The sequence below is a fragment of the Vibrio sp. Isolate24 genome (assembly GCF_022398215.1).
Classification (GTDB): Bacteria; Pseudomonadota; Gammaproteobacteria; order Enterobacterales; family Vibrionaceae; genus Vibrio; species Vibrio coralliilyticus_A.
In genome coordinates, this window is the sequence record NZ_JAKEUU010000004.1 from 113,642 (window position 1) to 128,496 (window position 14,855).

Annotated in this window: 13 protein-coding genes and 1 other RNA gene; 8 read left to right on the forward strand and 6 right to left on the reverse strand. The window is 45.2% G+C overall.

All coding sequences use genetic code 11. The annotated features are described in order from the left end of the window. The first annotated feature begins 527 nt into the window (after positions 1-527). A complete protein-coding gene (locus L1D23_RS17240; protein ID WP_239838542.1) occupies positions 528-734 on the forward strand; it encodes a DUF1107 domain-containing protein in 207 nt (68 codons plus the stop codon). 54 nt (positions 735-788) lie between these two features. On the opposite strand, the gene L1D23_RS17245 is transcribed toward L1D23_RS17240, so the two are convergent. The 3 genes from L1D23_RS17245 to L1D23_RS17255 are packed head-to-tail and all read right to left on the reverse strand — an operon-like array spanning position 789 to position 3,807. Next, the gene (locus tag L1D23_RS17245; RefSeq protein WP_239868854.1) at positions 789-2,015 is read right to left on the reverse strand and encodes an FAD-dependent 2-octaprenylphenol hydroxylase; all 1,227 of its coding nucleotides are present in this window, start codon (positions 2,013-2,015) and stop codon (positions 789-791) included. A 25-nt stretch (positions 2,016-2,040) separates the two neighbouring features. Beyond that, entirely contained in the window at positions 2,041-3,219 is a 1,179-nt protein-coding gene (gene ubiH, locus L1D23_RS17250) for a 2-octaprenyl-6-methoxyphenyl hydroxylase (protein WP_239868857.1), read from the reverse strand. A 12-nt stretch (positions 3,220-3,231) separates the two neighbouring features. Next, positions 3,232-3,807: a YecA family protein gene (locus L1D23_RS17255; RefSeq protein WP_239868860.1), complete on the reverse strand. Its 576-nt coding sequence runs from the start codon at positions 3,805-3,807 to the stop codon at positions 3,232-3,234. A 235-nt stretch (positions 3,808-4,042) separates the two neighbouring features. Between L1D23_RS17255 and zapA the strand changes: the two genes are divergently transcribed. The 7 genes from zapA to glpQ all read left to right on the forward strand — a co-directional run bounded on the left by zapA (position 4,043) and on the right by glpQ (position 10,189). Continuing rightward, the gene (zapA, locus tag L1D23_RS17260; protein ID WP_239838546.1) at positions 4,043-4,351 is read left to right on the forward strand and encodes a cell division protein ZapA; all 309 of its coding nucleotides are present in this window, start codon (positions 4,043-4,045) and stop codon (positions 4,349-4,351) included. 20 nt (positions 4,352-4,371) lie between these two features. Next, positions 4,372-4,554, forward strand: a non-coding RNA gene (gene ssrS / locus L1D23_RS17265) — 6S RNA. 31 nt (positions 4,555-4,585) lie between these two features. Then, a complete protein-coding gene (locus L1D23_RS17270) occupies positions 4,586-5,173 on the forward strand; it encodes a 5-formyltetrahydrofolate cyclo-ligase (protein WP_239868882.1) in 588 nt (195 codons plus the stop codon). Between the two features lie 63 nt (positions 5,174-5,236). Then, positions 5,237-5,893: a ribose-5-phosphate isomerase RpiA gene (gene rpiA / locus L1D23_RS17275; protein ID WP_239868884.1), complete on the forward strand. Its 657-nt coding sequence runs from the start codon at positions 5,237-5,239 to the stop codon at positions 5,891-5,893. Positions 5,894-6,146: 253 nt separating this feature from the next. Further along, positions 6,147-7,376 carry a phosphoglycerate dehydrogenase gene (serA, locus tag L1D23_RS17280; protein WP_239868886.1) on the forward strand — a complete coding sequence of 410 codons (1,230 nt, stop codon included), beginning with the start codon at positions 6,147-6,149 and terminating at the stop codon, positions 7,374-7,376. 340 nt (positions 7,377-7,716) lie between these two features. Continuing rightward, on the forward strand, positions 7,717-9,081 hold the full coding sequence (glpT, locus tag L1D23_RS17285) for a glycerol-3-phosphate transporter (RefSeq protein WP_239838550.1): 1,365 nt from the start codon (positions 7,717-7,719) through the stop codon (positions 9,079-9,081). A 52-nt stretch (positions 9,082-9,133) separates the two neighbouring features. After that, positions 9,134-10,189, forward strand: a complete 1,056-nt coding sequence (glpQ, locus tag L1D23_RS17290) for a glycerophosphodiester phosphodiesterase (protein ID WP_239868888.1) — start codon at positions 9,134-9,136, stop codon at positions 10,187-10,189. A 59-nt stretch (positions 10,190-10,248) separates the two neighbouring features. Here the strand turns inward: glpQ and ilvN are convergent, their stop codons facing one another. From ilvN to L1D23_RS17305, 3 genes are all read right to left on the reverse strand, one after another. Next, positions 10,249-10,743, reverse strand: a complete 495-nt coding sequence (ilvN, locus tag L1D23_RS17295; protein ID WP_006957816.1) for an acetolactate synthase small subunit — start codon at positions 10,741-10,743, stop codon at positions 10,249-10,251. Between the two features lies 1 nt (position 10,744). After that, positions 10,745-12,469 carry an acetolactate synthase 3 large subunit gene (locus L1D23_RS17300; RefSeq protein WP_239868890.1) on the reverse strand — a complete coding sequence of 575 codons (1,725 nt, stop codon included), beginning with the start codon at positions 12,467-12,469 and terminating at the stop codon, positions 10,745-10,747. A 436-nt stretch (positions 12,470-12,905) separates the two neighbouring features. Further along, positions 12,906-14,714, reverse strand: coding sequence for a long-chain fatty acid--CoA ligase (locus L1D23_RS17305; protein ID WP_239868892.1), 1,809 nt, complete (start codon positions 14,712-14,714; stop codon positions 12,906-12,908). Positions 14,715-14,855: the final 141 nt, after the last annotated feature.

The window sequence follows — 14,855 nt, forward strand, 5'->3', positions numbered from 1 at the left end:
AAATAAAGAATATATAGTCACAGTCAATATTTTAGATTAAGCTTATTTTCGTTGGGTAAAGTACGAGCGAATTATGGTGTATAGCTTGGTATGTTTAGCTGCTGAGCGATTAAATAGTAATAAGCATACAACTCCTTCTCCAACGAAAAAGTGAATCCACTGATTGTTTCAGGACATCCACTTTTTGTGTAATGCATCTGTGACTATTCGCCCGCATTTTAGCGGGCTTTTTTTATACAAAAAATTTACCGTAAGTTGGCATATTATAAAAAAGTTAAACTATTCTTATAAATGTCATAAATCTCCGGTTTACTATTGCGCTGAGTGATAAGCCAAGATGAGTTCCAGAAACAGAACATAACTGAGGTAATTGTCACAATAAAATGGATATTTATCCGCAGTTTTGCCTACAACAACACAAATATCCAAAAAAACACATTTAACTGCATATTCCTCCACCATAATCACATAAAAATAGGCGGAAAATCGTATACTTTGCAGTGCTTGCTAAACATAAGGATTACTCTATGAGACTGTTTAAGCGCTATACACCAAGTATGATTGCTAAACACGTAAGTCGGCTCTTTAAGGGAAGGATTTATATCTACGGTATTGGTAAGTTTGAATTTGATAACGGTAAACTCGTCTTACCGGAAAAGGCTGAGCGACGACATTTCCAGACAGTCAAAGAAGTGAACCAAGAAATAATGAGACTACGCTGCGCATACGCGTAAATAGGAATTAGAAAGGGTTGGCTTTAGCCAACCCTTTGTGATTTACACAAACAACTAAGGTAATGTCGCCTCATGATATTGCGCTAGCGCAGGGAGCTCACCTTTCAATCCAAGAGCACGTTTCATGATTTCATCTTTCGCTCCTGGCAATTGCCCAACCAACGCCATACCAATACCTCTCGCCAGCTTCTTCGCAGGGTTATCCCCAGAAAACAGATCTTTAAATCCTTGCATCGCTGCGATCATTTTCGCGGCTTCAGATTTTCTCCAGCGCTCGTAACTACGGAGATTACGTTTAGCACCAATGTCTTCACCTTTACGCCATAACGTCATCACCTCTTGGGCAAGACTCGCAGCATCCAACAAACCAAGGTTGACACCCTGCCCCGCTAGCGGGTGAATGGTATGAGCCGCATCCCCCACGAGGGCAACTCGCTCTACGGCAAAGTCTCGCGCATAACGCATTTTGAGTGGGAAAGCGAAGCGTTGTCCGACGACTTCACATAACCCTAGTCGAGCATCAAATTCAGCCGTCAGGGCTTTATTGAATTCAGCATCAGACATGGCCACTAAACTGTCGGCTCGATTCGGTTCGGTAGACCAGACAATCGAACTCATATTGCTTTCACCCATAGGTAAAAAAGCCAGCGGTCCTTGTGGTGTAAAGATCTGACGCGCAACTCTGTCGTGCGTTTCTGCTGTCCAAACATTCGCTACAACGGCGCTATGCCCATAGTCCCAGTGCGTTAAAGGAATATCTTGCTGCTTGCGCACCCAAGAATTAGCCCCATCCGCGCCAACAACCAACTTAGCAGTCAGGGACTGACCGTTATCCAACGTTAACCAAGCTTCACTTTCACCAATAGCCATCGAACTGCATTTTGTCGGCATAAATAAGCTAACGTTTGACTGCTGCTTGACCTGCTCAAGCAATGATAGCTGAATCACACGATTTTCAACAATATGCCCCAAGTCTGGCTGGGCTAACTTCTGAGCATCAAACTCAATCCGGGCAAAGCTATCTTGCTCCCATACTTCCATGGCTGAATACGGTGCGGCGCGACGCTGTACGATGCCATTCCATGCGCCTAAGTTACGTAATATATTTTCACTTGAACGGCTCAAAGCTGAGACGCGGACATCTGGTAGTTCAGCCAGTTCACTATCCGGAACACGGCTTTCGATTACTGCTATACGCAGGTCAGTCTCTTTAAACGCCGCCGCCAAAGCTAGACCGACCATGCCTCCACCGACAATTGCAATATCAACGCTTTGCATCATCTAAATTCAATCCTTATTCAATCTGCTAGCGAGAAACTAAACCTAAAGTTCTCGCTAATAAAGGGGCTTTTAAAGCTGGAATATTGTCCATCGCTGCTAAACTGATATTTCGGCCAATACGCAACGAAAGGTAGTCATTGGAAAAAATATGCACCAAAGACGAAGTCAAAGTGATGGTCGCGCGGCGGTCACTTTCACGACGATGCTTAAACTGGCGTAAAACCGAGTATGCACCTGGATCATGCTCATGATTGGCAATCGCTTCGGCTAATGTCGCAACATCCCGGATCCCTAAATTGAAGCCTTGTCCAGCGATTGGGTGCAGCGTCTGGGCAGCATTCCCCACAAGGGCAAATCGGTGAGAGGTGTTCTGAGATCTGTAACGCAGCAGCAATGGATAGTCAGCTCGTTGTCCGACTTTTTCCAGCTTACCCAGTCTCCAACCGAAAGCCTGCTGCAACTCTTCAAGAAATGCGTCTTCACTCAGAGACATGATTCGCTGTGCATCATCTGAGCTTAAACACCAAACTAACGACATTCGCTGTTCGCTCATTGGTAACAAGGCGACTGGACCAGATGCAGTGAACCTCTCAAACGCACGACCTTGGTGAGCTTGAGCTGTTTTGATATTGGCAATCACTGCTACTTGCTCAAAATCATGCTCGTTGAGCTCTAATCCGATTTGCTGGCAACAGGTTGATACCGCACCATCAGCGGCGACTAATAGCTTTCCACTGATCACCTGCTCATTATCAAGAGAAACATGCACTTCTTCCTGCAAACGTTCAACACGGTTCACCGATGCAGGGCAAAGCAAAGTAATATTAGGATCTTGAGCCGCTTTATCATGATACAAGCGACCAATATCCGCTAACTCGACCACATAGCCTAGAGCTTCTACACCCACTGTTTTATGGTCGATGTCTGTCATGCCTGCATGCGAGCGATCAGATACATGAATATGTTCAATGGCGGTCGCTAATTTTGAAATGTCTTCCCACAGCTCGAATTGTTTTAAAATATTTACGGTGCCATATGATAGAGCGATAGAACGGGAGTCAAAGCCTGGGTGAGCTTGGTGATCAGCTTTATAAGGCTCAATAACTGCAATAGAAATCGGCTGTCGAGAAAGTGTATTAATCGCTAATGCCAGCGTCATACCCGCCATTGCACCACCAGCAATTACAACATCAAACTGCTTCATGGGAAGTCCTGATTAGTGGATAGTTGGTGCTTTTTGTTCTGCTGGCTTTTGGCCAAATTCAGAATGAATAGTCAGCGCACAAGCTTTAACGTGCTCAATCACTTGCTCCAATAACAGCGCCTGCTCTTCCATGTCATCATCTTCATCAATGCCAAGCTTGGCAATCTCTTCCAGATCGGCCAGCGCTTCTTTGGCATCCTTAGACGCTTTCTTCAGCTCAGCACCAACTAACCCCAGACCTGAAATGAAGTGATTGACCCATTCTGCGACACCATCTGCTGTGTCAAACAGGCTTGCACTGGCATCTTCATCAGGGATCAACATTGAGATATCCATGCCTGAGCCGGTAAATTCTACGATGGTTGCGTCCAATGTCGCCTGAGCTAATTGCAGTGACTTAGCAGGCCAGCCCATACCATCATTGGTGTAATCAAAGATTAGCGGTTGCCAGCTTTTGTCTGTCAGACTTAACCCACCGCTTAGCATTCCCGCTAAAAGGCCATGCAGTTCCGCAGGGTTCACCGCCAGACCAGCAGACTGAAGTTCACTTGCTAATGTCAGGTATTCTGGAAGATTGCGTTCGCTCATAAAGAGACCCAAAATTTGCTAAATAATGCCAATCCTACCATTTACCAAGAGCAGCGAAAACGAGCGATTACGCAATTGTGGGTAGCTTTTACACAATTTGCCCAATTACTGTGTTATTGCGTTATGATTTGTTCACCTTAGCGGGGAAAAGCTTGAATCTTAACAAGCCTTTTCCTATAGTTTCCCCCTCGGTGATTGTCTGCACATCACCCCTACTAACGCATTTAGAGTCGGTATGAGTAATCAAGCAGTTGAAGTCGAAATTTTAGGTAAGCTAACTCTGGTAAATTGCCCGTCAGGACAAGAAGAGTCTTTGCGTAATGCAGCTCAAAACCTTGATGAACGCTTAAAAGACATGGCTGCAAAAACCAAAATTACCAATGAAGTTCAACTATTGACCTTTGTTGCTCTGAACGTCTGTCATGAGCTCGAAAGCCGTGATACAGTAGATGAAAAGCAGCAGAATGCACTCAATGAGCAATTGGAAAAGCTCAGCGCATCACTGACGGAAGCACTAAGTAAAGTAAAGCCAGGACAGCAATAGCCTTTACCGCCAAACAAGAATTTACCCTGGAGTGTTCGTGAGGGGATTACGTCCCTGAGCCGATAAGCAATACCCAAGGGTTAGTACTTGATAGCTATTGAGCAAGCTCGGCTTGAACCGAGAAGCCTACGGTTATCATTGCTGATCCGCCTTGAACCAGCTGGTTCAAGGGTCAAAATCTCCAACGGCACTCTGGGGTATCCTCCTCGGTACCCAGTAACTATGGGTACTCTTATGACTCTTTCCCGACAAGACTTCAGAAAACTCATCCGCACCAGACGCAATCAACTCAATGAGGCGACGCAGCTAAAAGCGGGAGCGGATTTGATCACTCAATTTGCTCGACTGCCAGAATTATCTTCAGCTCAGCATATTGCTCTGTATCTTTCTACTGACGGTGAGATCCATACCGCTCCATTAATCGCCTGGCTCAGACAGCAAGGTAAAGACATTTACCTTCCTGTTATTCACCCTTTTTCAGCAGGCCAATTGTTGTTCCTTCGATATGATAGCGATACACCAATGGTACGTAATCGCTATAACATTCAAGAACCTAAGCTAGATCAAACGCGTATTATCCCCGTTCAACAATTGGATCTCATTACTACCCCTTTAGTCGCCTTTGATCATCACGGCCACCGACTTGGAATGGGGGGCGGCTATTATGATCGGACGCTAGAGCCTTGGTTTCACCACAAGTCAGGCGCTAAACCTATCGGCCTTGCGCATGATTGCCAACAAGTCGACAAGCTACCTGTTGAATCTTGGGATGTACCTTTGCCAAAAATAGTGACACCAAAGCAGATCTGGGATTGGGAATAGTCTCTGATTGATCATATAATCGCGCCGCAAACGTTAATTTCAAACCTCGTTCAGGAGATGGGCATGACTCAAGATGAAATGAAGAAAGAAGCTGGTTGGGCAGCACTTAAGTATGTTGAAAAAGACAGCATTGTCGGTGTTGGTACAGGTTCTACGGTAAATCACTTCATCGATGCACTCGGTACAATCAAAGACGATATCAAAGGTGCGGTTTCTAGCTCAGAGGCATCGACTGAAAAACTCAAAGGTTTAGGTATTGAAGTCTTCGATTGTAATGAAGTGTCGAACTTGGATGTCTACGTTGACGGTGCTGACGAAATCAACGCAACGCGCGACATGATCAAAGGTGGTGGTGCGGCGCTAACACGCGAGAAAATTGTTGCCGCTATTTCCGATAAGTTTGTCTGTATCGTAGATGGCACCAAAGCCGTTGACGTTCTTGGTGAGTTCCCGTTACCTGTAGAGGTCATCCCAATGGCGCGTTCTTACGTCGCCCGTGAAATGGTAAAACTTGGTGGCGATCCTGTATACCGTGAAGGTGTGATAACAGATAACGGCAACGTGATCCTTGATGTGCATGGTATGCAGATCACCAACCCGAAAGAAATGGAAGATAAAATCAATGCTATCGCTGGTGTTGTGACGGTTGGCTTGTTTGCTCACCGTGGTGCGGATGTCGTGATCACTGGCACGCCACAAGGGGCTAAAATCGAAGACTAATTGAAGACAGTTTCAGTTATTTCATTACAAACGGCACCATTAGGTGCCGTTTTTGTCTTTTATCCTATAAAAATTATTCCTTATTCCGTAATTTTCTTACCCAAAGTGTATTTTTTTTGTTAACTTAGTGAACAGAAGACGCACAAGGAAAACGTTTGCGTCAGGCTTTTTGCTAATAAAACGTTTGCTTTAATAACATTACACCGCTTGTGCGCCAGTTAAGCCCCAAATTTCCATTTTAAGGACGAAAACAATGGCCAAAGTTTCACTGGAAAAAGACAAAATTAAGATCCTTTTACTTGAAGGTCTTCACCCATCTTCGGTAGAGGTGCTTCAGGCTGCTGGTTACACCAATATTGAATACCACAAAGGCTCGTTACCGGAAGACGAATTGCTAGAAGCAGTGAAGGATGTTCACTTCATCGGTATCCGTTCCCGCACTAACCTATCGCAGGAAGTGATTAACGCAGCAGAGAAGCTCGTAGCGATTGGTTGTTTCTGTATTGGTACCAACCAAGTCGATCTTAATGCAGCCGCTGTTCGCGGTATTCCAGTGTTTAACGCCCCATTTTCTAACACACGCAGTGTAGCGGAATTGGTTCTTGGTCAAGTCCTGCTTCTACTGCGCGGGATTCCAGAAAAGAACGCCCTAGCACACCGTGGTATCTGGAAAAAAAGCGCCGACAACTCGTACGAAGCACGAGGTAAACGTTTAGGTATTATCGGCTATGGCCACATCGGCACGCAGTTGGGTATTATCGCGGAAAACCTAGGGATGCGTGTTTACTTCTACGATATTGAGAACAAACTATCACTTGGTAACGCCACTCAAGTGCATACCATGAGTGAACTACTAAACAAGTGTGATGTGATTTCTCTGCACGTTCCAGAAACCGCGGGTACCAAAAACATGATGGGTGCGGAAGAATTTGCTCGTATGAAACCGGGCTCAATTTTCATCAACGCCGCACGGGGCACTGTGGTCGATATTGAAGCACTTTGTCATGCGATGGAATCAGGCCACCTTGCCGGGGCCGCGATTGACGTATTCCCAACCGAGCCTAAAACCAACGCAGACCCATTTGAGTCACCATTGCAAAAGTTTGACAATGTTATCCTGACACCACACGTCGGCGGCTCAACACAAGAAGCGCAAGAGAATATTGGTGTTGAAGTGGCAGGCAAGCTAGCGAAATACTCTGACAATGGTTCGACACTTTCGAGTGTTAACTTCCCTGAGGTTTCTCTGCCTGAGCATCGTGATTGCTCACGTCTACTGCATATCCACAAAAACCGCCCTGGCATCCTGACGCAAATCAACACCATTTTTGCAGAAGAAGGTATCAACATCGCCGGTCAGTATCTACAAACCAATGCGAATATTGGTTATGTTGTGATCGACGTTGAAACCAGTCGCTCAGAAGAAGCGCTGAAGAAACTCAAAGGGATCGAAGGGACACTACGCGCACGTATCCTTCATTAAACTTTCGCCTTCCAGAAAAGAGCCACCGTCTGTGCGGTGGCTTTTTGTTTCTGCTTCATAAATCCAGCCTTTCTTATTCCCTCTCTAATTAATGTTCTCTTATGAACAAAAGCTGTTCGATAGAAAAGTTTTCGTTCGTAACCAAAAGTGCGTAATCCGGAATCGACATCGAAATTTTCCCTTCTAACTTTCTGTATTTAAGTAAAATTTAATACTTATGCAACATTTATCACAGAAATTAATACCATTATTCATACAATGCCCAACACTTTCGAACGAAATAAATTTTGCTCGTTCACTTTCCTTTACCTTACCATCGCACAATAAAAATGAGGTCCTCATGTTTGGAATCTTCAAACCTAAGGCGCACATCGATCGCTTATCTTCAGATAGCATCGACGGCACCTATTCCCGATTACGTTGGCAACTCTTTATCGGTATTTTCGTCGGCTATGCTGGCTATTACCTAGTCCGTAAAAACTTCAGTTTGGCAATGCCTTACCTAATTGAGCAAGGATTCAGCCGTGGTGACCTTGGGGTTGCACTTGCTGCTGTATCAATTGCGTACGGTTTATCCAAGTTTTTAATGGGCAGTGTCTCTGACCGCTCTAACCCTCGTTACTTCCTCAGTGGCGGCTTACTGATGTCGGCATTGATCATGTTCTGCTTCGGCTTTATGCCATGGGCAACAGGCAGTATCACGGCAATGTTCATCCTGCTTTTCCTCAACGGTTGGTTCCAAGGCATGGGATGGCCTGCCTGTGGTAGAACCATGGTGCATTGGTGGTCACGCAAGGAACGTGGTGAAATCGTTTCAGTATGGAATGTGGCCCATAACGTGGGTGGTGGTTTGATTGGTCCTCTCTTTATCCTTGGACTTTGGGCATTTAATGACGACTGGCGCACCGCTTTTTACGTTCCTGCTTTTTTTGCCACGTTGGTTGCTATCTTCATCTGGATGACAGTTCGAGACACTCCTCAATCTTGCGGCTTGCCTCCGATTGAAGAATACAAAAATGACTATCCAGATGATTACGATAAATCGCATGAACAGGAAATGACGGCGAAAGAAATCTTCTTCAAATACGTTTTTTCTAACAAACTGCTTTGGTCAATCGCCATTGCAAACGCATTTGTCTATTTAATTCGTTACGGCGTGCTTGACTGGGCTCCCGTTTACCTCAAAGAAGCGAAAGATTTCACGGTTGATAAATCTTCATGGGCTTACTTCCTTTACGAGTGGGCGGGTATTCCAGGAACGTTACTGTGTGGTTGGATTTCCGATAAGTTGTTCAAAGGGCGCCGTGCTCCAGCTGGCATCTTATTCATGGCACTCGTCACTATTGCTGTATTGATTTACTGGTTCAACCCTGCTGGCAATCCTGCTGTCGACATGATGGCACTCGTCGCAATCGGCTTCCTGATTTACGGCCCAGTAATGCTGATTGGCCTATACGCTCTCGAGTTAGCACCGAAAAAAGCCGCAGGTACCGCAGCAGGTCTAACAGGCTTGTTTGGCTATCTTGGTGGTGCGGTTGCCGCTAATGCGATTCTAGGTTATACCGTGGATCACTTTGGTTGGGATGGTGGCTTTGCCATTCTTATCGCTTCTTGTATCGCATCCATCGTCTGCCTAGTGTATGCATTTGTTGGCGAACGTGATCACCATAAACAAAAAGACAGTGAAAAAGCGGCACTCGCTTAATATCTATAACAGAGGTAGCCATGCTACCTCTATATCAATCAAGGAAAGAACAATGAAAACAACGTCAGTTTGCGCTACGTTTCTGGCTCTTAGCCTATCAACCAGTGCCATAGCTCATCCTCTGGTCATCGCTCACCGGGGTGCTTCAGGTTACCTACCCGAGCACACTTTAGAGGCTAAGGCATTAGCTTATGCAATGAAACCGGACTACATTGAGCAAGATGTCGTTATGACCAAAGACGATCAACTGGTTGTTTTACACGATCATTACCTTGATCGGGTCACCGATATCGCAGAGCGCTACCCTGATCGTGCTCGCGCTGATGGCCGCTATTATGCGATTGACTTTACGCTCGCCGAAATCAAAACATTGAAGGTGACAGAAGGGTTCAATATTGACGACAATGGCAATAAAGTCGCGGGTTATCCAACCCGTTTTCCGATGTGGAAGTCCGACTTCAGCGTCCCTACACTGGCCGAAGAAATTGAGCTGATTCAAGGGCTCAACAAGACACTTGGTTACGATATTGGTATCTACCCTGAAATCAAAGCCCCTTGGTTCCACCGTCATGAAGGCAAAGATATCTCTTCCGCAGTGCTTAAGTTATTAAAACAGTACGGCTATGACAGTCAGGATGACAAAGTGTACTTGCAATGCTTTGACGCCAATGAGCTCAAACGCATTAACGATGAACTCATGCCTAGTATGGACATGGATCTCAAGTTAGTGCAGCTGATGGCTTACACTGACTGGAACGAAACCATGGTCTACCAAGGTGATACGGCAGCCCCGTACAGCTATGATTGGATGTTCGAATCAGGCGCAATGAAGGAAGTTGCCAAGTACGCCGAAGGTATTGGCCCTTGGAAACCAATGCTGGTCGATGATAAATCAACCAAAGATAACATTATTATCAAGCCGTTGATGAAAGAGGCAAAAGCAGCAGGCCTAGATGTTCACCCATACACTTTCCGAGCAGACCCAGGCCGTATTCCAAGTTACACGGATAGCTTCGAGGGCATGATGGATATCTTCTATAATCAAGTCAAAGTAGATGGTCTGTTTACCGATTTCCCAGATAAAGCGGTCAACTTCCTTAACAAATAATCCCTAAACAAAAAAGCCTTAGTCCATGACTAAGGCTTTTTTTAGCAGCTTGTATCAGCTTAAGGCTTCAGCGAACGCTCACCGCGTGCAATCCCTACCACACCACTTCGGGCAACCTCAATGACATCAGTCACTTCTGAAATCGCTTGAATGAACGCATCGAGCTTTTCACTAGTACCAGCCAGTTGAACCGTGTATTGAGAGGCGGTGACATCAACAATCTGACCACGGAAGATATCCGCTGTACGCTTTACTTCGGCGCGAGCAAAACCGCTGGCTTTCACTTTGACCATCATCAGCTCACGCTCAATATGATCAAGCTCAGTGACTTCCTGAACTTTGAGCACATCAATCAACTTATTGAGCTGTTTCTGGATCTGTTCAAGCTGCATATCATCGGAAATCGTTGTGATGTTCAAGCGCGACAGCGTTTCATCATCTGTCGGTGATACAGTTAGTGACTCAATGTTGTAGCCACGTTGTGAGAACAGACCTACCACTCGGGATAATGCCCCCGGTTGGTTTTCCATTAGCAGTGAAATAATGTGTCTCATATTATGTTCTCTCCGTTTTGCTTAGCCACATCTTGTCCATACCTTCGCCTTTGATTTGCATTGGGTACACATGCTCAGTTTCATCAACATTGATATCAACAAACACTAAACGATCTTTCATTTCTAATGCTTGTTTCAAACCAGACTCAAGCTGGTCTGGAGTTTCAATGCGAATCCCCGCATGTCCGTACGCTTCAGCAATCGCAACGAAGTCCGGAACGGAGCTCATATATGAGTTAGAATGCCTTCCTTGGTAAACAATGTCTTGCCACTGTTTCACCATACCTAGGAAACGGTTATTCAGGTTAATGATCTTGACTGGGATATCATATTGCAGCGCCGTTGACAGTTCCTGAATGTTCATCTGGATACTACCATCACCGGTCACCACTACCACCTCTTCATCAGGCTTAGCAAATTTAACCCCAAGGCCAGCTGGCAGACCGAAGCCCATCGTGCCGAGACCACCAGAATTAATCCAGCGACGTGGTTTATTAAACGGATAGTAAAGCGCTGCAAACATCTGGTGCTGACCCACATCAGAAGCAACGTACGCATCGCCATTCGTCAGCTTGTGTAGTACTTCAATCACCTGTTGAGGTTTAATACGCTCAGGCGTGGATTCATAAGACAGGCATTCACGGTCACGCCAAGTCTGGATATCATCCCACCAGCTTTGAAGTGCTTCGCCATCATTGGTCGCGCCTTGCTCTTCCAGCAGTGACACCATACTCGCCAGCACTTTCTCAGCTGAGCCAACGATAGGCAGGTCTGCTTTGACGTTTTTCGAGATAGATGACGGGTCAATATCAATATGCATTACTTTGGCATTCGGACAATACTTTTCCAGATTGTTGGTGGTTCGATCATCAAATCGCACACCGATACCAAAGATTAAGTCTGCGTTGTGCATGGCCATATTGGCCTCATACACACCGTGCATCCCCAGCATACCAAGAGAATTTTTATGCGTACCCGGGAAGGCGCCTAGCCCCATCAAGGTACTAACGACAGGTAAGTTTAACGCCTCTGATAGCTTCAGAATCTGCTCATCGGCTTCTGAAATAACCGCGCCACCACCGACATAAAGCACAGGTTTTTTCGCTGCAAGTAATGCTTTCAAAGCTTTTTTGATTTGGCCTTTATGCCCCGATGTGGTTGGTTTGTACGAACGCATTGAGATAGTCGCAGGGTATTCATATGGCAGTTTGATCTGCGGATTCATTACATCTTTAGGCAGATCGATAACAACTGGGCCAGGGCGCCCTGTTGTCGAAATATAGAAAGCTTTCTTCATGATTTCAGGAATATCTTCTGCTTTCTTTACCAAGAAGCTATGCTTAACAATCGGACGCGAGACACCGACAATATCACACTCTTGGAAGGCATCATTACCAATCAGGTTGTTAGGTACGTTACCTGAAATCACGATCATTGGAATTGAGTCCATATACGCGGTCGCAATACCTGTCACAGTATTGGTCGCGCCTGGACCTGAGCACACCAGAACTACGCCTGGTTTGCCAGTTGCACGGGTATAGCCATCTGCCATATGGGTAGCGGCTTGTTCATGACGAACTAGGACGTGCTTGATTTGATCTGTCTTAGCATGAAGAGCATCGTAGATATCCAAAACAGAACCGCCTGGATACCCGAAAATTTGTTCAACATCTTCTTCGATCAGAGATTGAACAACCATCTCCGCACCGGACAACATTGCTGCCATATTATTCTCCTCACCAGTTTACCAATTAATAAGGTCAACTAATTGGGCTGGTTTTACATAGTCTAGGGCTTATTCGTAGCCTAAATCGAAATACTTCCACTTTTCGGCTATGTCTTGTTCTGTCGTAACAGAAAACAAGTTCACGCAACAAATGTAACGTTTTCTTATCAAAGGATCTAATGCGACTTAACTCTCATTTTAAACAAGATGCTACTTATCAAACTAATATAAGGAAGGAACACCAAACACACAGAAACAAATAGATAGTTTGCAAAATTAACAGTAGAAATACAGAATAAAATATTATCCAGTAATGCACTTTTACAACATTGAAACCAACCTATCTCGTAAAAGTGAGGTATAAAAAATCCCTCATCAGCCACTAAAGCTAGATTGAGGGATTTTTAAGCACTTTAAAAATTAACCTGTTCAAGAATCACTTTTTTACTGCATTATCAGTGTACATTTCTTCGATTTCATCTTGGTATTTGTCATTAATGACCTTACGCCGCAGTTTTTGAGTAGGCGTCAACTCCCCTTCGTCCATCGAAAATGCTTTGGGTAGCAGCTTGAACTTCTTCACCTGTTCAAACTTGGCAAGCTCTTTTTGTAGGTCATTCACTCGCTTTTCCAACATCTCCACCACTTGATGATGCTTAATCAGTTCAACACGATCATGGTACTTGATGTTCAGTTCTTTCGCGTACTCCTCCAGACTGTCGTAGCACGGCACTATCAATGCGGAAACGAACTTGCGCGTATCCGCAATCACGGCGATCTGCTCGATAAAGTGGTCTTTACCGATTGCTCCTTCAATCATCTGAGGCGCAATATATTTTCCACCAGACGTCTTCATCAATTCTTTGATGCGGTCGGTAATAAACAGATGACCATCCTCATCAATATGGCCCGCATCACCAGTTTTGAGGAAGCCATGCTCATCAAAAGTCTTCGCCGTTTCTTCCGGCATCTTGTAATAACCACGCATCACCATAGGGCCACGCACAAGAATTTCATTATTCTCGCCGATTTTCACTTGTGCACCGGGCATCGCCGTCCCAATAGAGTCTGGGTTAAAACTATTATCCCCCCAACAGGAGACCGTGGCCGTAGTTTCTGTCATGCCATAGCCCAGCTTGACGTTGATCCCCATTGCATGGAAAAAGCGACCAATTGTTTCATCCAGTTTCGCTCCACCACAAGGCATAAAGTTAATTCGTCCACCCAATAGTGCACGTAACTTAGAAAGCACTAACTTATCGGCTAACTGATGAGATTTTTTCAAGACTAAGGATGGTTCTCGCCCTTCCTGAGCACAAGCCGCCATTTTGGCCCCCATGTTCACAGCCCATGTGAACAAAACTTTGCGAATCATGGGTGCTTTAGCGACTTTTTCATGAATCGCGGAGAAGATCTTTTCGTAGAACCTCGGAACCGCACACATGACTGTTGGGCGAACCTCACTCAGTGCTTCACGCACCTGCATGGTATCTTGCAAATAGCAGTTCGTCGCACCACGGTAGAGCACATAGAAAGTCCACGCTCGTTCAAACACATGTGACAAAGGAAGGAAACAAAGCGAAACATCGTCTTGGGTTAAGCTCAGGCGCGAATCATGTCCTTCTAGTTGAGCGGCAATATTACGATAATCCAGCATGACCCCTTTAGGCTGACCTGTCGTGCCAGAGGTGTATATCAGAGTCAGAAGGTCATCAATATTAGCGTTGGCTAAACGCTCATCTAACTCGCTTTGCATTGCACCATCTGCGGCAGCTAAAAATTGCTGCCAAGTACGGACAAATGAAGGTAAACCCGTACTAATATCGTCAGACATGACCACAATCAGTTCCAACTGTGGACATTGTTCAAAAATAGAGATGGCCGCATCCAGTTGCGCTTGTTCACCGACAAAGAGAATACGAACATCGGCATTTTGCAAAATATAAGAGGATTGAGCCGCTGTATTGGTTGGGTAGATAGGCACAGTCACAGCACGAGCTTGTAACGCCGCAATATCTGCGATTGTCCACTGCGGCATATTGTTGGCAAAGATACCGATTTTATCTTGGACTTTAATATTGTGCGTCAACAACGCCAGTGATAAAGCATCCACCTGCTGGCCAAACTGCTTCCAGCTAATGCCATTCCACATATCGCCCACTTTGTGTTTGAGAGCAATACGATCACCACTCTTGGCAATCTGTTCACGAATTCTTTTTACAACATGAAAATCTAAGTTGGTCATCTCTTCTACCTTTAGCTTACACCTGTAAGCTTTTTCAGCGCACAAGTGTACATTTCAGTTCGTAAAAGGCAACTGACGGGTATCAAACTTATCAATTAAATAGTAAAAAACCTTGAATGCCTTATCGACACCCAAGGTTTC